Annotated in this window: 34 protein-coding genes; 18 read left to right on the top strand and 16 right to left on the bottom strand. The window is 45.7% G+C overall.

What is annotated here, in order from left to right; all coding sequences use genetic code 11:
- Window positions 1-53 precede the first annotated feature (53 nt).
- Window positions 54-620, top strand: a complete 567-nt coding sequence (locus tag IPL83_01465; protein MBK9037821.1) for a type IV toxin-antitoxin system AbiEi family antitoxin domain-containing protein — start codon at window positions 54-56, stop codon at window positions 618-620.
- A complete protein-coding gene (locus IPL83_01460; GenBank protein ID MBK9037820.1) occupies window positions 617-1,471 on the top strand; it encodes a nucleotidyl transferase AbiEii/AbiGii toxin family protein in 855 nt (284 codons plus the stop codon). The genes IPL83_01465 and IPL83_01460 overlap by 4 nt, the downstream gene beginning before the upstream one ends.
- 294 nt (window positions 1,472-1,765) lie before the next feature.
- On the opposite strand, the gene IPL83_01455 is transcribed toward IPL83_01460, so the two are convergent.
- Entirely contained in the window at window positions 1,766-2,968 is a 1,203-nt protein-coding gene (locus IPL83_01455) for a hypothetical protein (GenBank protein ID MBK9037819.1), read from the bottom strand.
- A complete protein-coding gene (locus tag IPL83_01450; GenBank protein ID MBK9037818.1) occupies window positions 2,965-3,900 on the bottom strand; it encodes a DUF4105 domain-containing protein in 936 nt (311 codons plus the stop codon). The genes IPL83_01455 and IPL83_01450 overlap by 4 nt, the downstream gene beginning before the upstream one ends.
- Before the next feature lie 203 nt (window positions 3,901-4,103).
- On the opposite strand from IPL83_01450, the gene IPL83_01445 reads away from it, so the two are divergent.
- The 6 genes from IPL83_01445 (at window position 4,104) to IPL83_01420 (ending at window position 8,081) form a co-directional block, all read left to right on the top strand.
- Entirely contained in the window at window positions 4,104-4,406 is a 303-nt protein-coding gene (locus IPL83_01445; GenBank protein ID MBK9037817.1) for a hypothetical protein, read from the top strand.
- Window positions 4,403-4,759 (top strand): IS66 family insertion sequence element accessory protein TnpB, encoded by a 357-nt coding sequence (gene tnpB, locus IPL83_01440; protein MBK9037816.1) that lies wholly within the window; start codon window positions 4,403-4,405, stop codon window positions 4,757-4,759. Before IPL83_01445 ends, tnpB begins: the two co-directional genes overlap by 4 nt.
- A gap of 32 nt (window positions 4,760-4,791) precedes the next feature.
- Window positions 4,792-5,811, top strand: coding sequence for an IS66 family transposase (locus IPL83_01435; GenBank protein ID MBK9037815.1), 1,020 nt, complete (start codon window positions 4,792-4,794; stop codon window positions 5,809-5,811).
- Entirely contained in the window at window positions 5,804-6,229 is a 426-nt protein-coding gene (locus IPL83_01430; GenBank protein MBK9037814.1) for a transposase, read from the top strand. The genes IPL83_01435 and IPL83_01430 overlap by 8 nt, the downstream gene beginning before the upstream one ends.
- Before the next feature lie 188 nt (window positions 6,230-6,417).
- Window positions 6,418-7,035 (top strand): hypothetical protein, encoded by a 618-nt coding sequence (locus tag IPL83_01425; GenBank protein ID MBK9037813.1) that lies wholly within the window; start codon window positions 6,418-6,420, stop codon window positions 7,033-7,035.
- A 344-nt stretch (window positions 7,036-7,379) separates the two neighbouring features.
- Entirely contained in the window at window positions 7,380-8,081 is a 702-nt protein-coding gene (locus IPL83_01420; GenBank protein ID MBK9037812.1) for a hypothetical protein, read from the top strand.
- A 34-nt stretch (window positions 8,082-8,115) separates the two neighbouring features.
- Here IPL83_01420 and IPL83_01415 read toward each other — a convergent pair whose 3' ends face one another.
- Window positions 8,116-9,411: a transposase gene (locus IPL83_01415; GenBank protein MBK9037811.1), complete on the bottom strand. Its 1,296-nt coding sequence runs from the start codon at window positions 9,409-9,411 to the stop codon at window positions 8,116-8,118.
- A 137-nt stretch (window positions 9,412-9,548) separates the two neighbouring features.
- Between IPL83_01415 and IPL83_01410 the strand changes: the two genes are divergently transcribed.
- Entirely contained in the window at window positions 9,549-9,716 is a 168-nt protein-coding gene (locus IPL83_01410; protein ID MBK9037810.1) for a hypothetical protein, read from the top strand.
- A 14-nt stretch (window positions 9,717-9,730) separates the two neighbouring features.
- Window positions 9,731-10,054, top strand: coding sequence for a hypothetical protein (locus IPL83_01405; GenBank protein ID MBK9037809.1), 324 nt, complete (start codon window positions 9,731-9,733; stop codon window positions 10,052-10,054).
- A 79-nt stretch (window positions 10,055-10,133) separates the two neighbouring features.
- On the opposite strand, the gene IPL83_01400 is transcribed toward IPL83_01405, so the two are convergent.
- Window positions 10,134-10,391 carry a hypothetical protein gene (locus IPL83_01400; GenBank protein ID MBK9037808.1) on the bottom strand — a complete coding sequence of 86 codons (258 nt, stop codon included), beginning with the start codon at window positions 10,389-10,391 and terminating at the stop codon, window positions 10,134-10,136.
- Window positions 10,392-10,551: 160 nt separating this feature from the next.
- Between IPL83_01400 and IPL83_01395 the strand changes: the two genes are divergently transcribed.
- Window positions 10,552-10,956 (top strand): hypothetical protein, encoded by a 405-nt coding sequence (locus IPL83_01395; protein MBK9037807.1) that lies wholly within the window; start codon window positions 10,552-10,554, stop codon window positions 10,954-10,956.
- A gap of 165 nt (window positions 10,957-11,121) precedes the next feature.
- Window positions 11,122-11,343: a hypothetical protein gene (locus IPL83_01390; protein MBK9037806.1), complete on the top strand. Its 222-nt coding sequence runs from the start codon at window positions 11,122-11,124 to the stop codon at window positions 11,341-11,343.
- Here IPL83_01390 and IPL83_01385 read toward each other — a convergent pair.
- From IPL83_01385 to IPL83_01335, 11 genes are all read right to left on the bottom strand, one after another.
- Window positions 11,340-11,906, bottom strand: coding sequence for a hypothetical protein (locus IPL83_01385; protein ID MBK9037805.1), 567 nt, complete (start codon window positions 11,904-11,906; stop codon window positions 11,340-11,342). The genes IPL83_01390 and IPL83_01385 overlap by 4 nt on opposite strands.
- Before the next feature lie 31 nt (window positions 11,907-11,937).
- Window positions 11,938-12,168, bottom strand: a complete 231-nt coding sequence (locus IPL83_01380) for a hypothetical protein (protein ID MBK9037804.1) — start codon at window positions 12,166-12,168, stop codon at window positions 11,938-11,940.
- 19 nt (window positions 12,169-12,187) lie between these two features.
- Window positions 12,188-12,979, bottom strand: coding sequence for a hypothetical protein (locus tag IPL83_01375; protein ID MBK9037803.1), 792 nt, complete (start codon window positions 12,977-12,979; stop codon window positions 12,188-12,190).
- Between the two features lie 10 nt (window positions 12,980-12,989).
- Window positions 12,990-13,592, bottom strand: a complete 603-nt coding sequence (locus IPL83_01370; protein MBK9037802.1) for a helix-turn-helix transcriptional regulator — start codon at window positions 13,590-13,592, stop codon at window positions 12,990-12,992.
- Window positions 13,593-13,971: 379 nt separating this feature from the next.
- Window positions 13,972-14,244, bottom strand: a complete 273-nt coding sequence (locus IPL83_01365; GenBank protein MBK9037801.1) for a hypothetical protein — start codon at window positions 14,242-14,244, stop codon at window positions 13,972-13,974.
- A 113-nt stretch (window positions 14,245-14,357) separates the two neighbouring features.
- Window positions 14,358-14,678: a hypothetical protein gene (locus IPL83_01360; GenBank protein ID MBK9037800.1), complete on the bottom strand. Its 321-nt coding sequence runs from the start codon at window positions 14,676-14,678 to the stop codon at window positions 14,358-14,360.
- 217 nt (window positions 14,679-14,895) lie between these two features.
- On the bottom strand, window positions 14,896-16,977 hold the full coding sequence (gene dcm / locus IPL83_01355) for a DNA (cytosine-5-)-methyltransferase (protein ID MBK9037799.1): 2,082 nt from the start codon (window positions 16,975-16,977) through the stop codon (window positions 14,896-14,898).
- 196 nt (window positions 16,978-17,173) lie between these two features.
- On the bottom strand, window positions 17,174-18,958 hold the full coding sequence (locus tag IPL83_01350) for a hypothetical protein (GenBank protein ID MBK9037798.1): 1,785 nt from the start codon (window positions 18,956-18,958) through the stop codon (window positions 17,174-17,176).
- Between the two features lie 395 nt (window positions 18,959-19,353).
- Window positions 19,354-20,754, bottom strand: a complete 1,401-nt coding sequence (locus tag IPL83_01345) for a cellulase family glycosylhydrolase (protein MBK9037797.1) — start codon at window positions 20,752-20,754, stop codon at window positions 19,354-19,356.
- Window positions 20,755-20,771: 17 nt separating this feature from the next.
- Window positions 20,772-20,999 carry a hypothetical protein gene (locus tag IPL83_01340; protein ID MBK9037796.1) on the bottom strand — a complete coding sequence of 76 codons (228 nt, stop codon included), beginning with the start codon at window positions 20,997-20,999 and terminating at the stop codon, window positions 20,772-20,774.
- Between the two features lie 210 nt (window positions 21,000-21,209).
- Window positions 21,210-21,710, bottom strand: coding sequence for a hypothetical protein (locus IPL83_01335; GenBank protein MBK9037795.1), 501 nt, complete (start codon window positions 21,708-21,710; stop codon window positions 21,210-21,212).
- A gap of 195 nt (window positions 21,711-21,905) precedes the next feature.
- Between IPL83_01335 and IPL83_01330 the strand changes: the two genes are divergently transcribed.
- The 6 genes from IPL83_01330 (at window position 21,906) to IPL83_01305 (ending at window position 24,235) form a co-directional block, all read left to right on the top strand.
- Window positions 21,906-22,376, top strand: a complete 471-nt coding sequence (locus IPL83_01330; protein MBK9037794.1) for a hypothetical protein — start codon at window positions 21,906-21,908, stop codon at window positions 22,374-22,376.
- The gene (locus IPL83_01325) at window positions 22,343-22,729 is read left to right on the top strand and encodes a transposase family protein (GenBank protein MBK9037793.1); all 387 of its coding nucleotides are present in this window, start codon (window positions 22,343-22,345) and stop codon (window positions 22,727-22,729) included. Before IPL83_01330 ends, IPL83_01325 begins: the two co-directional genes overlap by 34 nt.
- A complete protein-coding gene (locus IPL83_01320; protein ID MBK9037792.1) occupies window positions 22,726-23,214 on the top strand; it encodes a hypothetical protein in 489 nt (162 codons plus the stop codon). Before IPL83_01325 ends, IPL83_01320 begins: the two co-directional genes overlap by 4 nt.
- A gap of 29 nt (window positions 23,215-23,243) precedes the next feature.
- Window positions 23,244-23,447, top strand: coding sequence for a hypothetical protein (locus IPL83_01315; protein ID MBK9037791.1), 204 nt, complete (start codon window positions 23,244-23,246; stop codon window positions 23,445-23,447).
- A 147-nt stretch (window positions 23,448-23,594) separates the two neighbouring features.
- Window positions 23,595-23,945 carry an ATP-binding protein gene (locus IPL83_01310; GenBank protein MBK9037790.1) on the top strand — a complete coding sequence of 117 codons (351 nt, stop codon included), beginning with the start codon at window positions 23,595-23,597 and terminating at the stop codon, window positions 23,943-23,945.
- Window positions 23,897-24,235, top strand: a complete 339-nt coding sequence (locus tag IPL83_01305; GenBank protein MBK9037789.1) for an ATP-binding protein — start codon at window positions 23,897-23,899, stop codon at window positions 24,233-24,235. The genes IPL83_01310 and IPL83_01305 overlap by 49 nt, the downstream gene beginning before the upstream one ends.
- A 24-nt stretch (window positions 24,236-24,259) precedes the next feature.
- Here the strand turns inward: IPL83_01305 and IPL83_01300 are convergent, their stop codons facing one another.
- Entirely contained in the window at window positions 24,260-25,051 is a 792-nt protein-coding gene (locus IPL83_01300) for a hypothetical protein (GenBank protein ID MBK9037788.1), read from the bottom strand.
- Window positions 25,052-25,110: the final 59 nt, after the last annotated feature.

The following is a 25,110-nucleotide window of genomic DNA, read 5'->3' as shown; positions in this document are numbered from 1 at the left end:
GGCCCGTATAAAAGTTGACTTTATTTTTAAAAACTGTCAGCATTTATACCATCATGACAAAGCTACCAAAAGTCCTTCAGAAAGGGCCATTTACCTATAAGCAAGCCTTAGCCTCTGGACTCAACCTTAGGGCGGTTAGACAACTTGTAGCCGATGGGCAATGCTACACCATCGCTAAGGGCGTCTATATGCCCACGAGCGTGGAATACAATGAAGTAAACCAATTTAAGGCGGCAACCCTTGTTGTGGGAGAGCCTTCGGCAATTTGTTTGGTCTCAGCACTTTCGGTGTATGGACTAACCGATATCATTCCACGCAAGACATGGATCATAGTGCCCGCAAAAAAACGAACTCAAATATCAAGCCTTAAAGTTTTGCGCCAAAGCGATCCCCAATGGAACATAGGGATTGATAAAAAAGATGGCTACTCGATCACTTCTCTTGAGCGCACCCTTGTTGAATCTTTCTGCTACAAAAATATGATTGGCAGCACCGTCCCCATCGAAGCCCTGCGAGAAGCCGTCAGAAAAAAACTAACGACTCCTTCTAAAGTGCTCGATATGGCAAAAAAACTGAAAGTCGTTCACCGAATACTTCCGTACTTAGAGGCAATGGCATGAGTAAGATGATTTCTCCCGAAAAAATTCAACTGGAACTTAACAGACTTGCCAAAGCTGCAAAGACTCTTTCGGTGAATGACCTTCGTATGATTTTGGCCTTAGAGCGTGTAATTGCGCGTGTGGAGAATCACAAAAAGTTGTCGAAGCATTTTGTTTTCAAGGGCGGATTTGTTTTACTTAAGACCGTCAATTCAGATCGCTTTACTCGTGATGTGGACGCTCTTGCCATCGGTCTTTCTCGAAAACAAGTTCCCGGCCTTGTGGAAGATGCTTTGTCTCAAGATTTGCAAGATGGGCTTTGGTTCGGCGACGTTAAGACTAATGACCTCGTAAATCAAGGGCCGTATGGTGGCTACGCTTTCAACGCTGCTTTCACTATTGGCAAAGCTTCATCGGCTAAAGATCCAAAAATCAAAAAGTTCTCTCGGATTCGTATTGACGTGGGATTTGGTGACGCTCTGGACTCGGTGCCAGAGAAACAATCCATGCCATCCATACTTGCAAGCGAAGCACCTGTCACTTGGTCGGTCTATCCATTTGAGTTTATCTTTGCCGAAAAAATGGAAGCCTTGTTTTCTCGCGGCAGCAATAATTCCCGATCAAAAGACATCTACGACATGCAGCTTATCTTTGGAAAAATCAAAGATAAGAAATTGCTCCGTAAGGCCATTCAAAAAACTTTTGAAAACCGCAAGACTCCGATCCCTGATTCATTCTTGGCAACCGCCCAAGATTTTGAATTGACCGTTTTAAAAAAGGCTTGGGGTTCAGTTGAGCTATCAACTGGCGAAGAATCTTTCGATGACGTTTGGGAAAAGTTTTTGAAGGTCTTGCGTTCTTTGGAGTCCTAAAAGGATTATTCCGGCATTGCTGCCAATTTTTTTAATTCCAAATCTCACTGAGGCGAAATGCGAGAAGTGGTTTTTAATAATCCCTCTCCTAATTTTTAATAAAATCCATGATTACATGGCTCTCGTAATGCCGACCGTGCCCATTTAAACGGCCGTGGTTCGCCCCTGGTCGCATTTTGCTGGGTAATCCTTGGTAACCCCTCCCGAGCCAGCCCGCACTTCTTAAAATAGCGACGGTAAGAGCGTCGCCGCCACTTTTAATATTTGCTTATTTTCTACTGAGCTAAGTGTCTTTTAGGGTGGAGAGTTTTGAGCGTCATTTGCGAGTATATCCCCAATTTCTGAGAAAAATTGTGTTTCGGAAGGTTGAACTCCATTTCGAGGAGCATTCTCTACACTTTGTCGCAAAAGACCTAATGTTTCGTTATTGGCGCCTGAGACAATTTCTACTGCAGACCTTACTGAGGTCGCTTCCATCTGGGAAGTCTGCAAGGTTTCAAGGTAGTATTGATGACCAACTGCATTTGTCAAAGGCGGAACCAAGACTGCGGCCAGTGCAACTATGGCCGCATTTTGTATATTCCGTAAATGTCTTACGTACCAATGCACAAGGATTTCGGCGCCATATTTCTTACGAACTAAAGCTTTAACTGCTAACGGATCTTGGGTGTCGATGGCGTCAACGACATCTTGAGAGAGCTTTAAATCCCTAATTGTCCTATACTGCTTAAGCCACAATAAGTTTGAGAAAATTCTCTTTGTTTTTCCGAAAGCAATTCTTGCTGCTGACTGAGTGGGAATGGAAATATCGGCAAATGTCTTTGTTGATTGATATACCTCATATTGGAGTGAAAATAATTTTTGAGCAGATTCTAAAAACTCCCGGACATATGAGCCTCTACTGTTAAAATATACCCCTACAGATCGAATGGGTTTAAACTCAGGCTCCAGGACAACTCGAATCGCTTCAAATGCCTGGGTGACAGCTTCATTGGATGTTCTAACAACTCGCGCGTTCCAATAAATCTTTTTTGCCAGTTGCGCTTGATCTCTCAGCGGATGCAATAAGCGAGAATAATAAGCAACGCGACTTGATCTAAATAATGCACGCAATCCTTCACGCTCAGATATAGTCAGATTTTGATCAACCACATTCTTTTGCAGACTATCTACAAAATCGTCTTTCACCTTTCCTACAAGCAAACTCAAAATGACATATTCGACAACTTGGTCAAAAGTAAAAAACTTGCCACTTTTTACTATCCCACCAAGGTACTCTTCGGCTCTACCGAGCCTTTGAGTTTCAACTGCTGCTAATTCCCCTTCAACCTTAGCCTGTCTATCCGAAACAGTGAGAAATAATTCCGCACACTTATTTGAAACTGCGGCACTTGCGGCCTGAGCATAGGAGGCCGTAATGCTCAAGCCCGAAATAACCAACAAAACCGTAAGGACAGTTAATTTAAATGTGCGGAGCGAACCTTTAAGCATTGTCATTTTTGCCCCAATTGATTCGCTATTTCATATAGCTTTTGTTTTTCAGCTTCATACTTATCGTCCATCACTTGATAAAGTTTTAATACAGTTCCGGCGAACACGGATTGGGCGGCGGAGCAGGAGTTCACTAACTTAATGACAGGATCTAATAAATATCTATTAGGTTCCGTTAAAAAAAGTATTGTGTACATCTCAAGGGCATCTCTGGTTTGACGGCTCCATCGACATTCTCCACCCATTTTCGTGATGTCACTTTTGATCGAAGAAAAAAATCTTGCGGTTCGTGTTGTCCTGCTTTCGTAAAGCTGAACGCGGCCCTTAGAGATCGGATGGTTTTCAAGTGTATTGGCTATAAAAAAAGGAAGCCGATTCAAGATCGAACCGCGAATCGATGCCAAAATCCCCGAACCCTCTCTGACTGAGGCATTATTGCTTCCAAGATAGTCAATGCGTCTTCGTCCATCAACTATTCTGTTAATGAGCTCCACAGGCCTAGTCACACAATTATTATAAAGTCCGTACTGATGATTTTCAGGAAACTTCAGATCGGCCATGTCGGCTTGAAGCAGACTTGCCAAGTCATTGACTTCGCGCTCGTTCATATCCAATTCATAAAGCGCGACAATGCGATTTTCTGCGGAGGTATAATAATTAAAAATCTGTAGAAACTTCTGTTGTTTAAGTGAGAAAATTAGATTGCCGGTATTGGCCATCACATCCGCAGGAGACAGAGCTTTACCGTCTTTTGCAGAAATATTATATTGGTATACATCACCAATCAAAAACGGCTGGTTTCTTTCTTTAACCAAAAGAAACGAGTGCCCCAAAACTCCGTTCCCACGCCCAATGCCGACAATACCCCAGTACGCCACCTTAGCGTGCACTAACGGACTAAATACGAATAAAAATAAAATCAGCAGCAAAGACCTCATACTAAGACTACATATCAAAATAAATGCCACTTCATTTTTTGTTTTCGTTGGCCCAACTGTAACTCTGACGGCAATGACCTTTCAGAAAGTGCCGTAAATTGGCGCAAGCCAAATTTTGTCGATTAGATGGTAAGCGCTCCATAAACCCTATTTTTGTGATTTGAACTTTCCACATATATTGCTCAACAACCAAGGAGGCTTGAGTGGAAAATTCTGATCAAAGATTAAAAACCAAAGAATATTGGCAAACTAAAATCAGGGAGGCAGAAAATTTCTCTGGCTCCGAGACCGAGTTCTGTCGGCAAGAGGGACTGAACAACACCACGTTCAAGAACTGGAAGTATCGACTATCCAAGGGAAGCAAGAGAGGGAGTGTTGGACGCCGAAAGCCGGTGAGCTCTGCTTTTGTGCCAGTGGAAATTCAGAAACCAAGAGCGGTTCGTTCGCTCCCTGACGCACAATGGGTGGCTGAGCTGATCTTTTATCTGCAGGGAGGTACTAGGTGAAATCTCCCAGTCAATTTGAGGGTGTTTTTCTGCATCGAGATCCTGTCGATTTGCGCCGTGGGATTCCGGGATTGAGTCAGATTGTGGAGAGTGCCCAGATGGGAAAGTTGAACGGGAAAAATCTTTTCGTGTTCTGTGGTCGACGACGGCACACGATCAAGATTCTGTATTTTGATCGAAGTGGGTTCTGTCTATGGCAAAAGCAATTGGATGTGGAAAAGTTCCCATGGCCGAGGAAATCTTTGCAGGAAGTAGTCCACATATCCACAGAGCAATTGAGCTGGCTTCTGGAAGGTTATGATGTTTGGAAAATGAAGCCATTTTCAGAAATAAATTTTGAAAGAGTCTGTTGATCTTTCGAAGAAAATGTTGAAGAGTCCCGCGCATGCAGCCGCGAGAGCTATTTTCAAAACAAGAAGAGTTGTCCTCAGAGAATGAAGGCCTGAGAGCGCGTGCTCGTCTTGATGAAGAGAAGATCAAGTTCCTGCAAAGTGAGGTCACTTGGTTGCATGAGCAGATCCGTTCTCTCAAACGAGCGCAGTTTGGTAGAAAGTCGGAGTCTTGGGTGTCGCCCGAACAGAGGGTTCTCTACAACGAAGTGGAACTTGAAGTCTCCAAAGGGACACCCGAAGAGGATGAGGCGCAGGTCGAGGTCACGGTTCCTTCGCATAAGAGGCAGCGGGGTCATCGTCGTCCAATCCCCGAGAACCTTGAGCGGGAAGTGGTGAAGATCGAGCTTCCAGAAAACGAGCGTTTTTCTGAAGAGGGGCAACCTCTCAAGGTGATTGGCTGGGAGTTCTCGGAGAAGCTCAAGTATGAGCCAGCTAAAGTCAGTGTGATCCGCTATGAGCGGGCCAAGTATGGAGTGGATAGCGGGGACTATGTGAAGACCGCTCCGCCAGTGCCTTGCGTGATCCCTAAGGGGATTGCCACTCCCGAGTTGCTTGCCGCCATTATCACCTCCAAATATTGCGATGGACTTCCGCTGTATCGGATTGAGGAGATCATGGAGCGTCAGGGAGTTGATCTTCCCCGCAGCACGATGGCCCGCTGGGTGGTGCAAGTGGCGCAGGCTCTCGTGCCTGTCTGGAATGTTCTTTCAGACCGGCTGATAACCTCTTTTTATGTGGCCGTGGATGAGACGCAAGTGCAGGTTCTCAAAGAGAATGGCAGGAAGGCCGAAGACAAATCATGGATGTGGGTGAGGAGTACGCCCTACGGGGACAAGAAGATTGTTCTGTTTGATTACCGCATATCCCGGAGCCAGGAAGCGGCCAGGCAGCTTCTGGACGGAATTACAGGATATCTGCAATGTGACGGATTGAATGCCTATGATGTGTTGGAAAAACAAGAGGGCGTGATCCGCATAGGATGTGGGATGCACTCCCGCAGGAAATTTGAATAACCGCCTGAGGCTGGAAATAGCTGAGCCCATTTGGAAAGAGATGAAGGAGTGGGCTGAAAGGCATCAGCCAAAGGTTCCAGTAAAAAGCAAGATCGGAGGGGCCCTCCGCTACTTTTTGAATGAGTATGAGTACCTGACAGGCTACCTCAAGGATGGGCGTCTGGAGGCGGACAATGGCTTTACGGAGAGAGCGATCCGCAAGTATGCCATCGGCAGGAATGCGTGGCTGTTTTCCGACACACCCGCGGGGGCCGAGGCCAGCAGTGTCATGTACAGCTTCACGGTAACAGCCAAAATCAATGGGGTGAATCCCTACGCGGCCATGGTTCGACTGCTCAGTGAGCTACCACTGGCCAAATCCCTCGAAGACTTCGAGCGCCTCGCTGAGATCATTTTATCACCTGATTCTCGAGCCTGAAAAATACAGGTTATGAATCGCTTACATTAGATGTCAAACTTGTAGTCGTGCAAAACCTTGGAAATTCACGTCCTAAGCCATTTTATTTGGACTTGAAGTATTTATATGAATGGAACACTGATTGCTATAGAAGACGATTGGATAACTATGTTTTAAAAAATGAAATTAGACTTAAAAAGGAGTCGCAAATGAAAAAGTCAGTATCTATCTTGGTGTGTTTGCTCTTTTCGGCAAATGCATTCTCACAAACAGTGGACAAAAAAGGCGTACAAGTTCAAGGAATGCACATCTCTGCAGGAGCAATTCAATTGGTAGGCACCATTCTTACTGCTTCAAGTGAAGATAAAAAAGGTGCGGTTGCTATCGGTTGGACATTGATCCTATTAGGTTCATTCAGCCAAGGTGGCGACATTTCTTTCGGTGCAGAACTCTATAATAAAGAGACGGAAGTTGCTCTTTATGGTGATGGTCAGACATCAGCTAATACCCAAGTTCGCGCTAACGTAAAAAAGGTTCTGCAAGAAACCGAAATGGAAGCTTTGATAGCTGCTAACGACCCACAACTGGCGTCTGGTCTTACTATCAGCGAATTTGCCAGATCTTTGAATGTTAGCTCGGAAAGACTTGGACAATTAGTTATCAGTGGGAAGTCGTTCGCAGACGGCAAGCTAAATCGTGCTCAATTTGCATCTACTCGCGTTTCGGTATCAAAATCTGAACTGACCGCAAGTACGGGTCAACTGTCTGAATCTGAAATGAGAGTTATTTCTAACTACCTGCGCTTGAGAAACATTTCCGTAATTTAATTTACGCGAGTTTTGTTTAGCCACAAAGGGAGAGACTTAATAGTCCTCCCTTTGTTTTTTTCTTCTTTCAAGAAACCCCATTCACCAGCCAAGTTGGTGCCCCCTCGGCTTGCTCCAAGCCCCCTAAAGGGGCAACTGAAGCAGAAGACGAGCTTCGGTAAAAATCTATTTATTATTTGTTCGGCCATAAGCCGACAATCCCCAGTTATTTGCTAATTTTCATTTAAGGTCTTCTTTCAGAAGACTGTACCCCGGGGATACCCCAGTTAGCTCAAAATGCCCGATCTCTGGGGGACTTTAAGAAAAATCCATTTATAGACCGTGACCATTAAAAGGGAGGGTTTATGAATGAACAAAATAAGAAACCACGGGAACTACTACTTTACTACACGCCAATTTATAACGTCATTATTCAAAATTGGCTTTTCAGCCTTGTTGAAAGAACGCTAATCACGTTGTTTGCCAGCTATCAAAAGAACGGTTGCGAGTTAAGCCGCGAAGTTATCAAGAGGCATTGTGAATGTGGGCCATACCACCTTGAGCGAGCGGTCAAGCGACTTGAGTTCATGGGAATAATTAAAGTCCAACGTGGAGGTAAGCGAAGCTATAATCCGCCACGACGTGATACCAACCGCTATTTTTTCCTGAGCGATCCGTATAGTTGGCGAGTAACCAAGGAACTTCAAGACCGGATTGCTGAAGAAACTGCGCAACTGGGCAAAGCTCCGCGAGCTTTCACGCACAAAGGTTACGAGGACAAAAAATCTTTGGATTACGCATTTGGTAAGTCGGTGCCAACATACGCACACGGCAAAAAAGGACGGCGGAAACGAAATCAAGCCGTCCTACCAAGTACGGAAGAGCCCACAGAAGTTCAAGGGCCAACAAATGACAATCAAAAGTGGATCAATAAATCTCAAAAAATTGTCAGCGATGACGTGCGATTTACTTATTTAGCCCGAGAATACTACCGCTACGTTGACGATATGAAGACCGCCAGCGATTTTTCAGATCATGGATTCTGGAGATGTCTCATTTTTAGTTGAAAATCTGGAACCGCTTTCGTGAAATCGTGTCTGACTATGCTGCCTTTCCTATTTTTTTGTCAACGGTTTCCATTTGCAATTTTTCAATTCTTGCGATCACAGTTTTGATGTGCATGTATCCCTTCACCGTACGGAAGTTTTCCTCCGCTTTCAGGAACACGGCCGCCAACCAGCGTTGCGAGAGTTTTCCTTTTCGCCGCTTCCCTCTGTATTCTGGGTTATAATTCTTGATGTTGTGTTCTCGATGACGAACCGACGAGAATAGATTCTCGATTCCATTTGTTGTATGAAGAGCTTTATAAAGATCCTTATGCACGTTCAAAATATGCAAGGTTAAAAGCTCTGGAAGGGCCTCTCTGAGAGACATCGCAGCTGAGCTATTGATTAGCATCAATTCCTGCTCCAAAGTCTCCAGTGCCGCCTTGGCGTCTTCATATTTCCCATGCCCAAGAGCCGCCACGTATTGTTGATGGATCCGCTTGCGGTATTTCTTGGCGAGGTGCTTTTGTAGATTGTGATCCTTGTGAATTGTGCAACGTTGATGGATGAGTTTCTTTCCGAACTTGTTGCGAAGAGTCTTAATAAGACCTTTGCCTCCGTCAGTTACAAATAGCACCCGTGCGGTCAAGTTGAGATTGCGATGTTCAAGATCCGCCAATAATTCATTGCAAATGTCGCTATTCTCCGTGGCGCCTTCCCAGTAGCCCAACACCATTTTCTTTCCCGCAACTGAAATTCCAAGCGCGGTGATAAATGCAACTCCTCCGCGATGAACGCTGTCCAGCATGATGGCAAAGGGATCAAATTCAGAGAGATCTCGCTCTAAAAATTGTTTCAACTGTTTGCTTGTGGCCTCGACAAAGTGGCGTGAGACCGACGATGGCGACACTCCAAACGCGTGTGCGGCGTCTTGTACAGTTTCGCTATAGCGGCGCGCCGATAAGCCTGACATCATCTTCGTCAGCAGCTCCTCTGAGAACTGACCACGTTCTCTGAGCTTTGCATAGCTGGGAAGAGTGACCTCACCCCGAGTGCCGCGAAGTCGCGGCACCATGACCGCCACTTTCTGGTCACCTATAAACGCAGACCCTCGCTGGGAGGCCCACTTATAAATATCCCCTGTCGGCGCGTAATCGGGACCTGCTATATTTTCCCGATCCATCAGCAGGATCGACTCCACCAACATCCGTCCTATTTCGTGATTCAGTGAGTCGATCGATGCTTTTCCCCAACGGATTGTCTGAGCAACTTTCAATGCAAAATTGTCTTCGCCCAACAGCTGCTGAATTTGATTTGCGGATTGCTTTCTCTGTCTGGTACTTCTTTTCATGAGGGTGCCTTTCTTTTGTAAGATAGTGGAATCATTCCACGAAAGGCTGGTGCCCTCAACTTTCAACTAGATTTGAGATTTCTCCTGGATTCTCAAAACACCAACTGACCTACTTTGAAAGGCTGTACGCGGTTTTTATGGATCGCAAAAGACGGCCTCACGGCGAAGAAGACGTTTTGGTTTTTAATAAAATCTCGGATTGGCTCAATGAAAAAAAATCAAACCTTGAAATATCAAATGAGCTTGGACATTTAGATCAGCAGTTAAAAAATGCGGACCGCTCAATAACCATTAACCAAAATTAAGACGGAGAAAAATCGTGGAGACCATAAAATTATCGGGAATATCAAAAGCAGAACTTAAACAAAGGCAGGTTCAGCCTGTGGACATTGTAAGCCACACGATCCAACTGCTCAACGACCGGTATCCCAAGGTGGAACTGATCGGCGGTCACTGCAAGCTACCTCATGGCCGCGTCGTTCAGAAAATGGAATGGCATCTGTTCAATGAGTGGTGCCGCGCCAAAGAACAGTTCAACGTGGAAAAAAAGGATTGGGTCAAAATTGAAGATGAGTTTTACGATGTGGAAGAAATAATGATCAAGTTTGCAGCGGCAAAAATTGAAATAGAAAATGACCTTTAAAAAAATGAGCAAGGGTGACTGAAACGCGACTCCGCGAAAGGAAGAAACGGAGCTTTGTTCCGTGGCAATCAATCAGTTGTTATTCGTCGTCAGTGTCTTGCTTTTTCTTCTTTTGTTTTTTGGATATAGAATCCTCAAACCCGAAGCCAAGCCCAACAATGAACGCTATTAAAACCCACCAAATTGAAACTTCCACCTTTCCCCCTTGCTCACGTCTTAAATAGATACAGAGGGTGTTTAAGGCCACCAAAGATCCACAAGGCCGACAAGCCACCACAGAAGCCCTGAAACGGCGAGCATAGCCAGTGCCGGCAATCCACCCCCAAGCCACAGCCACCCAAGGCCACCTAACAGCGTTCCAAGCCAGTAGATGGCCAGCCACTCAATAACGACGGTTTTAATTTTTCGCGGTCGGCCCGCCGTTGGTCGAGTTTGCTTCATACAGAGTAAATGGATTGCTCGCGCGACTGATCCATTTACTCATGCGGAGGTCAGTTATGGAACTTGAACACATGAACATTATTTTGCTGAACAAAAAATTTCTGTCCGAGGTCGGACTTAGGCTTTTAATTTATGCCCAACTTGCCCGTGAGGTTTCGGGCATAGGTAACGAAAAACGAATCGTATTTCTAAGTCGTCGCCGCATCTGCAAAAGGCTTTCAATATCAATGGGCGCCTGCCGTTCGGCCATCCGGCAACTCATCGGCTACGGCTTTATCATTATGTGCGACAGTCGTGGGAATAAGATCGAAGATTTCTCTTCTAATTATATTTTCATCAATCCAAAAGAAAAGCTCAATCACGATAAGATCAAATCTATTTTAGATTTGATCGAGAAGTCCAAACAGACAAGCGCGGGATCGGTGGATGATCGCGCGGTTGAACTGTTTGACGATATTTAGGAGAGGTGGAGATACATAAAGTATATCCAGAATAATTATTCTGGATTGCTATTAGGTGCGCGTGTCGCTTGATGACCGTGGAGCGTTGGTAAATCCATTTAACTTTGAAAGATGCAGTTCAATTTTTGGAATTGCGTCTCAAAAACAAAAGAAAGGAGCATTTTTATGAGCTTAAAAGAAAAGATAAACTGGTATCCGTTCGTTGAATTGCCTGACTACAAAATCCGTTACCTCATTCGTGATTCAGCAAAAGATCCCATAGCGGTTTTGCGATTTGATGACGACGGAACACCTCATCTAAGGTATCTCAAGCCCATACCGCCGGGCCTTGAGATACCTATTCTGGACTTTGTGAACGACAGCCGAAAACTTCTTTTTGAACATTAGCTTGCATAGTGTTCTTTTACTTCCCGACCAACAGCCAGGAAGCACCAGTTTACAAACTCTTCGTCAACTTCACGCATGACCACCGGAAGAAACGGCATCTCGATCCATTGTTTTTCTTTAGCCTCCGACCACTGACCCGCCGTCAACTGGGTGTGCCGCTCAACTGCCATGTTCGTTAGAAAACTACGGGCGACGTGATAATCGTCCTTTCCGATTTTGGGCATGAGTTCGTGGTAACGGTGCGGGAAAAGGCTTTTAGCCGCAGCTTTAATTTTCTCCATGTTGGGCTTTCGTGGAAACAGCTCCTTGATGTGGAAGTCGTGGCGCATAGGATTGTAGCCGTTCTTTTTTATATCAAGTTCACGGTAGCGAGTTTCAATTTCGGCATCCGACAAATGGACATGGTGAATATGCGTTTTGATCCATGTCTTCATCGCAAACCCGAGCTGCCGGATGACGGTCCCGATCACAGCGATGACCACCGTCATTAACCACAATCCACCGATTACAGGGACAGCCATTAGTAATAAGCCCGGAATCGCTATCAACAATGTCGCTATCATATATCCTCCATTCCTATCGCAAGTGTTTGAGTCAAGATTGCTTCTTTACGTTTCTAATTTCGTTATCTTCGATCTCCCGAGCCACTTGCATGATGTCGTTGCGAATACCTTTTAAAATCAAGCCCAGTCCGTACCACAGATCGAGTTCATCCAGTTCCGTTACTTGACCTTCTTTTTGATTTTCGAGAAGGTGCTCAAGCGATCTTAGCTTGAAGCAACACTCCCGAAGTTTCATATAATCCATCTCCTTTGATTTCTTCATATTATTTCCGTCCTAAATTTTAGTGATAATACAAGGTGGCCGAGTTTGCTTTGATCGTGATCGCACCACTCGTTGTGCTAATTGGCGAGCCTACTGAGAACTCCACCGAGGTTGAACGGAAGTTGTAAACGCTTGCACCGCTCATATAAAATGAATGTTCCCAATAGCTACCGATGGCGGCGGTCGCTGACATCGAGACCAGAGATAAATTGGTATTATCTAAATCGCTTACGCCGTTGAATAGCCCTAATACCGTTGCAACTTCATTTGGATCTGCGCTGACTACATTGTTTCCTGCGGATAGATTCGCATTCGGCATAGAACCAGTGAGGTGCTGCAAGGTTGAATAAAAAATCCCGCCCGCGTTGGCGCAGTCCGTAGGGTTTGAGACGCTTGGATAATTTGCCGCAGTCCAAACTCCGCTCGCCGAAGTGCACGCGCCGTTCGTAGTAATCGGGCAAGTGACCTGAACCGTTCCGCCTGCGGCTATACAAGTCGCGTCCGCCGATGAGCCGCCACTCGTGACAAGAGCATAGCTATTTCCGCCGACATTACAAATAACCTTAACGGTTCCAGCGCTACACGTCGCTGAACTCGTTTGGTTGCTCGGTGTTCCACTGACGCTACAACTCGCCGGCGTTCCAATAGTTGAAGTGCTGTAACAGATATTGTTTGCGTAGCCGTAGGTCAGGCTATTGAATTGGGCGCTACCAACAGGAGCAATGTTTCCACTACCTCCGCCGTTTCCGCCGCCACTTCCACCACAGGCGGTTAAGCCAAAAACAAATAATACCAAAATGAATAGTCTCATAGATACCTCCTCAAGACTTGTTTCGTATTTTTTTAACCCTGACTTCAAAAGATCCAGAGAATAGCTCCGCCATCAATTCGCTGATGAACTCACTTTTTTGCGACGGCTCATCCTGTCCATAGAGCAAATAGAAAAGTGAAACATGAAGGGCTTGCGCGACAGCCATCACGGTTGAAATGTCCCGCGGCTGACGATTGCCCCTCATGTGGGAGATCGTGGATAGTGGGACACCGGCAGAAAATGACAGCTCTTTGAGCGACAGCCCTTGTTCGTTCATCAGCCGAATCAAGGTCGGCCCTAATTTTACCTCCAGCTTTTTATCCATCGGGACTCCGTTTTTATCGTGTTCGCGTGCGCCGAAGTTCAGGCCAGTTTCCCCAGAGAAAAATGTTTTTCTCTTGTGGCTATGAGACATTGAAATTTCAAACTCACAAACGCCCATGAATAGATCCTGCCGCGCTTGATTTTGCTTGTACGCGCAAAAATCAAAAATCATTGCAAGCAACCATAAGCGCTTGAGATCGCTGGTCGTGGGGCGCACCGTTTCGGGAACGGCGCAGTTCTTGATCGTGGGTGCGTACGTCGCTGGCGGGCCAATTTCTCTAAAGAACAATTTTTTTCATTAAAAACTCTGGACGCTGGAATTATTAAAAATCCTCGTGGGGGATTGATTTTTAATAATTCGGGCTATTGTTTTAAACAGCCCCAAAGTGCCCGCAGGAAGCTCGGCATAGACTGACCACTGAGGCGGCCCGAAAACCCCGCTACGAGCTTGTTGGAGCCGTTTAAAGCAGTGCCATCGATTGGGGTCTGGGGTGGTTATGGGTTCAGTTTTAATAATTCGTATTTAATAACCGTGCAATGAGCTTAACGGCAGAATTATTAAAATGTGGGAGAGGTTATTTAGGGTCGCAGTCAAAAAAAAAAGAAGCACCCATTGTCGGGTGCCTCATTCGGTTTGAACCATTGAACTACTCCTGATGAACTCAGCATTAAATGCGATGACCTAATCCTCGAAGATGCTTTTCGGCTTCGCCCTTGGTTTTGTGTTTATAAATCACGAACCAATCGCCTAATGGCGAATCGTGGTGACCGATCTTAACTTCCCAATGATTCTTATGCTTGAATATCTCAAATGTCGCGTCAAACGTCAGGCGCAATAACCTTTCACCATTGCCCTCGATAATTCGGCAGGCGGCATCTCGATCCCAGCCAAAGGCTTGCGAACTCATTGAATAGATGCCATTAGGAAAAATGTCTTTCAAAGATTCGCAAACATCCTCCCAATAACAAGGGTCTTGGTCATCGTCCCAGTGATTGCTGAACTTAAAGATTGGTTCTACATTATTATTCTTCATATAATTTCCTTTCATTTTGGTTAGAGGTCATTTTCAACGTCAAATCCTGCATCGGTGAGTTTTTGAATTGTGTAGTCAACATCGTAGAACTCGCCGTCAACTTCAATCCATTGTTTGGCTGCGATATTGTTCGCCTGCTCGTCATGGCAACACATTAAAAACATTATTTCGTCGGTCTGACGAATGAGTGTTCCGTGCCCACGACTATAACGGTTAAGCAGTTTTACTTCTGGGAAGCAGTCGTTAATAATACTTTCCGTATGTGCTTCTACATTCACGGGGACAATCATTCCCGTATCCAGCTCCTTTCTTGTTACGTCGGTCAGTTTAATTTGTTTCATACAGTCTCCTTTTGTTCTTGTTGCGGCCCCCACCACGGGAACCTCTACAAGTTAAATAGGATTTTTTTCGGGCGGTCTGATATTTTTCCCAAAAATAATTATTAAAATGGTGTTTTCCATTTGTGATTTTTGAATAGGCCACTTTATTCGCGGCCTATTATGCTTTTTTCTAAATGTGAGTGACCATTTTTCTGGTCACCCACGCCAAGTGGTCACATTATGCCGCTTTTGTTGTTTGGAGTTGTGCTTTTGATTTTCTGTAGGTTTCAGTTTCCAAAACCATGCCGAGTTGAGACAAATAGTCAAAACGGTTACCAAGTAAATCACCACCAAAGACAAAAACAGCAGACGGAAACATGGCTGATTTTTTATTTACAGTTTCATTGTGCGTGAGCCGTTCTTTTAAAAAGACAATGTGAGTAGCTTTCGCACTGAAACAACGGAACCACTTGCTTTCAGGTGTCCATGCGGGGACCAGAGCAAAAATGGGTTGGCCGTGTTTCTTATATTCAGAATCCATTTTTTCTGCCCATGCCATTAAACCATTCTTATCATTGTAAGGCGGATTGACGAAAACACCGTTGCCCTCACTTACTTTCCATGACCGCTTGAGTGAATTATCTTTTTTAGTCAGAATTCTTTTGAACTTGTGAATTGAGTTGGCCTCTGGGCCTGTGGCTGCGTCCAGCTCAAGTGGGCAGATAAAATTTAAAAATACCACCAGCCAGTTGGGCGTCATTTGATGATTTTTTTTATCTTTCAAATACCAACCTGAAATTTCACCGGACAATTTCTTATCATCAGTAAGGCCAGGTTTAATGAAAACAGGCGGTGGTGTTACTGAACCACCTTTCACCAAAGCTAATCCCATTTTTGGTGTACCTGATTTTGTTGTAACGGGTTGAGTTTTGTCCTGCTTTGAAACAGTCGCTGGTTGCGCCTTTTGTTTTTTGTTGACTTTCATGGTTGCCGTGACTTTGGGTGCCTTAATTCTTTTGGTACTTACGGTGTTCCCATTTTTCTTAATCACATTTTTTTGTGGTGGAACCGGGTCAATTCTCTTTGCAGTGTTTTTAGTGACACGCACCCCTTTGTCCCACAAGGTCAATGACACAAGGATTTCTTTAAATAGTTCACGGATTACGGGAACAGGGACTGAGTTTCCAAGTTGCTTGTAGCTTTCAGAAGCAGACGCCGTAAGTTCATAGCTATCAGGATAGCCTTGCAGTCTTGCGCATTCACGTGGGGTGAGTTTGCGTAAGTGAACTTTTTTGGTGTTTCCATCTTTATCCGTCAAATCATACACGCCACGGTTTTTAGGTGCGCTCTTTTCAAGGGGCACCGCCACAAGATTTTTTAACAGTGATGATGTTGACCGCAAAATGGTGTGCGTGGGTTTCGCAGGGTCAATAATTTCAAAGCCAAAGTTATCGCCGTTTTTGTCATAGCGGTCTTTGGCTTGAACCAAAGTATCTATTTGCTCTTGGCTTAGGAAATAGTTTTTATGAACTGAGTTTTCTAAAATCTCACCGCTTGCCGCCGCAAGAACGGTTGGCTTTGGAAAACTGAACGGAACATTTTCACGGAACGCCACGATGAAAAGTCTTTCCCGGGCTTGCGGTACACCATAATGAGATGCTTTTAAAACTTGGTGGTGCGTGTAGTAGCCACGGGAATGCAATTCTTTGAGTACGGTTTTTAATCCACGCCCGCCGTTGGTGGTAGCCATGCCTTTCACGTTCTCAATGAAAAGAACACGGTGTTCCGGGTGAGCGTCCGCAATCCGAAAAACGTCATAGATAAGTTCCCCACGCTTATCTTTAAGACCCTTGCGTTTTCCTTGAGTAGAAAAGGATTGGCACGGTGTTGAGGCCGTCAACACGTCAAAGTTAGGCACCGTTTCCGCATTGAGTTGAGTAATATCCCCAAATGGGCAATCACCAAAGTTGTCCTGATAAGTGGCAATGCAGTGTTTATCAATTTCACTTGCGGCTACCACCTTAAATCCAGCTTGTTCAGCACCTAAGCGGGTGCCGCCTATTCCGCTGAACGTTTCAAGAATTGTAAGTGGCTGAACGGTGCCGCCGCTGGGCTTTTTATTTTTCACCCACAGTAACGCCTTGTACCGGCTTACCACTTGAGTGCGGGCACTTTGGATTTGATTATAAATCCAATTCCGCACGTGATTAAAAAGTGCGGTCAGTATTAACACCCACTGAGCGGTGTTGATTTTTGTTGGCGCTACCTGAGTAGCGGTTTTCTTTTGAGCACGGGACTTGGTTACAGTTTTCGATTTCATATTTGCCTCCTAAGGACAAAGTAAGAAATCGAGGCTGACCGACGGACGAAGCTTGGCTGACGGACGGCTGACCGCCAAAAAAGAAAAAGATTTCTGGTAGTTGAGAACCAAAATTTATTTTAGAAAGAGAACAAAAGGCGCGAGTGCGCCTTTAATGGATCGTGTTTAAGATAATGAACCGCGGCGGATTAGGTGTTCAGCCTGCGCGGTTTTTGGATTTTGAGGAGAGAGCCTTTTCGGGTTTCACTTCGCCGATGAGTTTTTGATTTTGATTCGAGTCAAGAAAATCATCCTCATTCGGAATCCATGCCGTATCGATTCGATACATTCCACGCTCACGGCTAACGATAAACTTCTTCCATAATGGGTGACGTGGAAAAATATCGCTACTGACTTTCAATTGAGTTGCGCGCCTATCTCCTGCGGACGAATAGAAATCAATAATCATCTCCGACGGAGTATCTGGATTTCCGCCCTCGTGCCGAGAATACAGTAATTTTATGGCACGGACTTGATTAATGGTAAAGTTGCCAACCGCTCTGCCATCGAACTTCAATGAGCGGAATTGGCTATCAAATGCGAATGAGGAGTTTTTAACTTTATATTCGGCAAGCCCTAACTTTGTGACTTGATCGTCGCTGAACCCTAATGTGCGTGTCGGTGTAGTCCGTTCCCCAGATAATTCCTCACTCTCAAGACGGAGGAGCTTTGCCAGTAAGGTATTGGCATCCTTTGCCTGGCTCAAGCGGCTCATAATTTCGTTAAGAGCTTTCTTGTTTTGGCGAGACACCTGAATAGTAATGTGATCAATCCATTGGCCATCCAAATATGAATTGAGTTCACGGTCAAAATTATTAAAAAAAGCTTCCTGCGCTTCAATCGCCTGCGCCCAATAATCTATGGCGTCGTTAAATGAGCGAGATTTATCGCCAATACTGTTTTGATAAAAATTGAGGCCGAAGACGGAGTGTCCGGAAGGAAGTTTTTTGAGGAAAGGGGCGAGCTTGATTTGAGCCTGTCTTAAACAGCCCGTGTCCGTCTCAAACGCTACTGAAGCGATAAAAAATAAAATGTCGTCGATGGAGCCATAAGATGGCCCCTCCGTTGCGCTGACTGGTGGCGGATTTGATTCGTCATATTCAATATAGTCCACAGACATCGCGTGTTCTTCGCGTACTTGCTGGTCAATGTGATAGAGAGCTTTAAAGTCATCACCTTCCGGATCAAACGATTTTAATAGTAGTTCGGACAGGGATTTATAGATCCCATCAATCCCATTTTTTTGTAATGACTCGATAGCTACGCTTGTTGTTCCCAGTAAAAACGCAAACAGCTTTTCCCGCAACTGGCGAACGCCGACAGTTTGACCCTCAAGCACCGCACCCCATTCTTTTTCGCTAAATAAATCCCTATATCGGTACGGAGCTAAGTCATCGCATATATTCGCGGCTGGCGTATGCTCATCGCATTCAATTTCTGCTCCCATCAAGTCGTGAAATGACTGCGCTAAAAGAGTGCGTGGAATGAAATGGTTGAAGCAAGAAAACGAAAAGGCACTTTCCGTGTAGCCTTTTGAGACAAATTCTTCGCGGTGCTTGTTTAAAAAATCACGATACTTATTGAGAATAACGACCAGCTCTTGCTTTGAATAAAAAGGGGGCTGTGTTTGTTTGAGGTTGAGCGCTGTCGCGTATCGGACTTTTAGCTTTGGTAGCGGGTTAGAGAAGAAATCCACCAATTGCTCTTGTGACAAAAACGCCGCGCCTTCATCCAAATCTGGAAAGAAAAAAAGCTCCCCATTAAAGCCATGCTGTTTTACCTGCGGAACCCAATAGTCAGCTTTTTGATCAGTCAGTTCGGCCGTTTCCCGCAAAACCAGTTCAACCCAAGACGGCTCCAATTGATGGGCCGTCGCGATCCTTGCGGACTCCGCAGAAATAAACTCCTCATAGCGAACGGCAAGTTCGCCATCTTTCAGCATTTCAAAAATATCCATACCTTAAAAGTTTAAGCGAAGTACCCACCCTTGTCGCGTAAGACCGTGATCCGCTTCGCAGATTAACCCCTTGGTCTTGTTCCAAGCACAATTCAAATCCCAACGCCACAAAACCAATCAGCCATCAGTCAGCCACGTCTCGTCCGGCCGTCAGCCTCGTTTTCCTATCCTGACCCCATGGCCCCACCGGCTGGACCTAATGCGCTCCGCCAAGGCCAGAACCCAAAACCAATGGCCGCACCCAGCCTTTTGGCCTGCCCCCCTGATTTTCAGTATTTAGAACTAAAAGTGGATAGACCGTTTCCTTGCCAAGGCGAAGGTCGCGGGTTTGAGTCCCGTTTCCCGCTCCAGTTATAGCATTATCTCCTCTGCTCTAACCTCTATTGGAGCAACCGGCGCAACTCCGAAACTCTCCAGCCACTCGCTAAGGCGTCCCAACCCAGACTTAGAATTCCGTAGGTGTTGCAGTAGAGTTCATAGTGGTTCTTTCCAAATACGGGGCTGCCGTTGGAATAGATTGTTGATTGATAGTATTCACTGATATTGGACCTGCAATCATAAGATTGATTCCACGTATTCTTGGTGTAGTAGCTGGACAAGGTATAATAGCCATAGCTGATCTGGCCTAGATTCAAATAGTCGATCAGATTGTGGAAGTGGTACCAGTACTGCCATTCTGTCGCATCATTGGCCGTGTTATATAAGTTTGAGACGCCAAATTCGCTCACCCAGACGGGCGCGGTGAAGGTCTGATTTTGAACAATGGCAAAACCAAAGTTCCGGCCATAAACCTCGTATTGCTGCTCTTTGGTCAGCTGGTGCAGTCGTCCTGTCAAAACCTTTTGATTGTCCTCATACCACCCATAGATGTGAACGGAGTACGCGAAGTGAGGATGAGTTTGTCCCACCTCAATTGGTGAAATTGGTGTGTAATAGGCTCCGCCAATATAGAAATTGTATCCAACACCACTGAGGAAAATAATCTTTTTTGAATTGTGGCTCCAAATCTTCTTTGCCACTAAGATCTGAGCCCGTCGCCAATCGTAGGCTCCTCCGCCTCCCCATTTCGGTTCTGGAGTTTTAGTCCCATTCTTTAAAATAGCCGCGCGCACTTCGTTTCGCAATTCATAGCCAATCACTCTCGAATTACTTTGAAAGAGTTGTGCCACCAATGACCAGTCCTCTAACCATTGTCTTTCCGAAAAGGACTCACTGAACCACAGACCATCTCCCGCATTCTCACCATAATAGTCCATAGTTGTCTGATGGTTGTCGAGAATCACATACAGACCCGCATTTGTCAGGCGTCGAACCATCTCCACAAAGGCTTGTTTTGGTGTGAGTCCACGTAAGTAAGGATGGCGTAACAGCACAGTCTCCGAAGTTTTAGGCTGTGTGATCGAGAGCATCTCATTGGCAAAAGGCAGTCGAATGGAGTTAATTCCTACTTGTTTCATCAGCTCCACAACAGTGTCAAATTGCTGAATGTCTAGACCGTGCAACATGAGGCTACGATCGTTGAAGCCGTCCCAGTTCATAGAGCGCAGCCGAATTACCTTGTTATTTTTATCCACAAAGTATCGACCACTGACCAATACTTCTGAGGAAGTTGTGTTTGATTTCGAGGTACCAGATGAATCGGAAATATCCGCCACGGCCTCATTCCTACCTACCAATGAGCTGCCATTCGTCAGCTTCACAGAGCTGAAGCTCTTTCCACAGGCCGTCAAAATCAAGGTCGCAGCAATTGCTCCTGGTATCAATGATATATTCGCGCTCATCAGCCTCTCCCTTCTTTTTAAAGACGATAACCTGTCTCCATCTTAGAATTGGAATGTGGATGAATTGTGGAATTGAGAAAAACCGGCACGAAGAAGGCAAATCGTCTCAAAATGAGAAAAGGCCAATATCCAATGATCTGAGTCACAATATTTAGAATTCCACCAGTTCGCTCTAAGACTCCCAATTCCAGGTCTGCAAAACGAAATTCTCGGCAACCACGGTACAAATCCCCTGGATTTTCCACGGGCGTCGCAATGAGGTAACTTTATTACTGCGACAGCTGTGTAACCGGTGAATTCAATGAACTGGCCCACGAAGTTGTTGGAGGGGCGGGCCTAAATCCCACGAGTTGGCGAGGCATTTGCCTCTCCCTTCTCCTCTGAAGCGAACTTGTCCCCTTGGCATCATAAAACTTGCCAACACAGAGCCCCCGCCCGCAATCGGTCCTCGTTAACTATTGCCGCTTACGTGGCAAATGCCAAACCGACGCAAGGCGATCTGCGACTGCCCGTCCCATCAGGTCATACCCCTTATTGTAACCAGTCTCATCATACCGAGCGTGGATGTCGTCAAAATATATCAGATCCGGCTCCTTTTCATAGATCTTCAATAAGCTGAGGGGATTAAGTGCCCTAAAATTTTCACTCAAAATCTCTCGTTCGAGATTCAAGTAAATATTGGCATCAATTTCCCAGCGCGGCGCCGGCCACTCCCCTTCTGCCAAGGTCTTATAGAGGTTTGGTATTGGCTGAATAAACAGAGCTCCCTTGATTTTTTTTTCGGCTGCAAAGGCATTCATGGCATGCAAATAATCTATATACTTTTCCAGACTGGCCTCTTGCTGCCGCGCAAAACTCCAAGTCTCTGGATAGCGGTGTAACCCTTCAAAATGCGTATTTTTTATGTTCTTTGCATAAGCAGAATTAAAAATGTCTACGATTCTGTCCCGTCTCACGTAACGGGACCGGTATGACGCAGACAAATCTCACACAAGTGGACCGGTTATGTGGGGTCAAAATCTCATATACTTGGACCGGCCAAATGCTTAAAAATTAGGCATAGAAACATCCACCTGAACTTCATGCAAGAATGACCCCTAAAAGGGAGGAAGCATGAAGCGAAAAGGAACTCGATTTTAGGGAGAATCACGGTGGATCGAAAAATTGTCGAACAGTTTCGAGCGGGCCAATCGGCTTCGCAAATTTCCAATCAACTCTCCAAAGGCAAAGGCTATGTGATCAAGGTCCGAGGCCTTGCGGTGGAGTACGGATTCTTAGAACAGATCAGTACAGAGCCAAAACTCTTTCGGTCGACTGATAGGAAATTGCCGAATTATCCCGAGGCCCTTTTTCCGATCATAGATCTCCGCAAGTCGAAACCAGCAGAAGCCGACGCTCTGCTCGATCCGCACAAGAATTGGATCTTGGAGCGACTCCATCTGGGTTGGTCACCACAGACAATCTTCGAAGAGATTCCGGTGTCGATTCCACGTGCAAGTTTTTACCGCTATCTTGAGAGGCAGCATTTTCAGTCCGACCGTCTGCTTCGGGGCTCATCACCTGAAATCATTCACGCCCCGGGGAATGCTTGCAGGTGGACTGGGCGAAGGCTCTCGATGTGATAGATCAGGACGGTCGCAAACGTGCCATATGGGCCTTTATCGGGATTTTGGGTCACAGTCGGTACACGATGGTTCGAGTGATGGACAAGTGCGATTTTGTGACAACGGTGAAAGCGATCCAATCAATGCTCTTTGAGGTTGGTGGGGTTCCAAGGAAAATCACCTCTGACAATCCAAAGGTATTCGTGAATCGTGCCTCGGAGCATGAGCCGATTTTGAATGCCGGTTACGAGAGATTTGCATCGCATACCGGTTTTACGATAGAGGCCCTCCCTCCGGCGGATCCACAGAAGAAGGGCAAGGTTGAACGTACGGTGCAATTGGTTCGGCGGCTTTTGAGTCCTTTGATTTGAAGGAATTTTCAATCGAGAAAGCCCAAAGCCATATTGATTTGAAAATGAAGATTGCCAACTGTCGCAAGCACGGCACTCATGGCGAGAAGCCTGTGGAGGTTTTTGAGAATCAGGAACAAAAGACATTGCGTGACTTGCCCCAGGTTCCTTATGAGATCGAGACCATTTTGAATGGATTTGTTCGCCGTGATGGATATGTGAGGTTTTTGAATAAATACTATCGAGTTGACTTGAGGTTGTCGGGCCAGAGTGTGACTTTGATTGGTAACGGAGAAAAGCTTTCGATTTACTGCGCTGGGAGGCTACTGGAAGTCTATGATGTAATCAAAGACAAGTTCCAGCGCCAGGCGTGCAAGGATCACTACAAATCCTCGAACGAAACGAATTTGCAGAATCACGCCCATTACATCAAGCAGGCAGAGGCTATCGGCGGCAATGTCGCTCGAATGATCCAGATCATTTTATCGAGGGGGAAGGTTTTGTAGACACTCGGGTGGTCTGGGGAATCCTGACGTTGAACAAGAAATACCAGAATGCCTTGATCGACAAGGCCTGTGCGTCTGCAATTGAAATCAGTTCGATCAGTTTTCGCACGGTCCACTCGTTTTTGAAGATGACACCAAAAGTAAAAATGGAGACTGAAAATTTTAATACAACGGGCGGCAAGTTCACAAGGCCGATGAGTGAGTATAGGGCTCACTTACGGGTCGTGAAATGATGTGGCCAAAACCAAGAGGGAGCGTGGAGTGAGCATAGAAACAATCCGTCAGCAACTGACGATGCTAAGGCTACCGTCGGCAGCTGAGAATTTAGAGTCGGTTTTGGCAGCCAGAAAAATCAAGTCCGATTTTCCTGGCTGACGACATTGTTTGAGCATGAGCTGAATACGCGCAAGGAAAACGCGATTGAACGTAGGATTAAAAAGGCGACATTCCCAGAGAGGAGAACATTGGAGCAGTTCAATTGGAGTTTTAACAAGAGGATCAATCGCGAGAAGATCGAAGAGCTTTCGAGTTGCAAGTTCGTAGAGGAAAATGAAATTGCATTGTTGCTTGGAAGTCCAGGAACTGGCAAAACCCACTGCGCAATTGCATTAGGCATGAAAACCGCAGCACTGGGCCACAGTGTGTTTTGTTCGAGCGTAAAAGACTCAGTGCCAAGATCCGGATGGCCCGGGAGCGGAACACTTTGGATAAATTGTTCAAACAAATTTTGACGTCCAAACTTTGGATCCTTGACGACTGGGGCGTAGTGACGATGCCACGGGATGTGAGTGAAGAGATATTTGATCTCTTTGATCGACGCAAATACAACTCGGCGATGATCTTGACCAGCAACCGAGATGTCGAAGAATGGCCACAAGTCTTTAGTGATCCGATCCTAGCCAATGCGGCGATCGATCGGATGTTTGAGCAGGCTAAAATCGTGGTATTTGAGGGTCCAAGTTACCGCATGAAAGGACGAATAATTTTGCCAGATATTGACATCGAAAAAACTGAAGTATAGACCTCCAAAAATCAGGCGGTCCAGTTATGTGAGATTAGCCGGTCCAAGTATGTGAGACGGGACAACGATTCGCACGTAGATGTATTTTGCCAGAAGTGATCGCTCGGCCCAACCCGTGCTCACAAGTACCCGTTTCGCAACCCTGGCCATAAAAGAAAATCCCAATGGCAGATCTGGCAAGTTCACCATTCCAGCGTAAACCGGAGATGGCTTTTCAAAACGCGCGCCTAAACTGATAATGGCAGACTCATTGTACCCTTCAATTGAAATAAACCCATCGATGCGCTCGGAGTTCTCAATGAGACGAAACAATTGGTTAGGCTGCTTCCAGGCCCCCAGAGCACCATTGACAACAAGAAACTCTTCGCCCTTGGGGCCCGTGTAATAACGGTTGAGGTTTTCCTCAATCCAATTGCGATTAGCCAGTGTGTGGCCCGAAGTTACCTGTTGTGCCACGGACCCACCCAAAACCAAAATTACAAAACGACTAAGATCTTTTTCTTCCGGCAAATCATGACCATAAACCGACAAGTTGCTGATCGGCCATCCGCAGGAAGGAACCTCCTGCTGAATGAAACCGTAACGTGGGTGTGGATAAAGAGTGTCGGGCCACGTACATCCATTCAGCCCGTGCAATACATCAAACGGATTGAAGCCAAGCCCATGATCGCGAGCGGCGATGGATTCCACATCCGCCTCTGTAAAGTATAAATGGATACGCAGGGACAATTCAGCAAGACCAATCGCCGCCGCAAAACCCAAAGTTACAGCCAAGCAGGCGAAAATTACGACCCGTCCTTTACTCATTGGCTTCACCCGGAATCCCCCAAACAAATAGTACACGTTTTCAGAAATCTCCCACAGCCCTAATTTTT

Source organism: Bdellovibrionales bacterium, assembly GCA_016716765.1.
Classification (GTDB): domain Bacteria; phylum Bdellovibrionota; class Bdellovibrionia; order Bdellovibrionales; family UBA1609; genus JADJVA01.
Note: the sequence above shows the minus strand (reverse complement) of the source record. Positions and strands in the feature narration are given on the sequence as shown.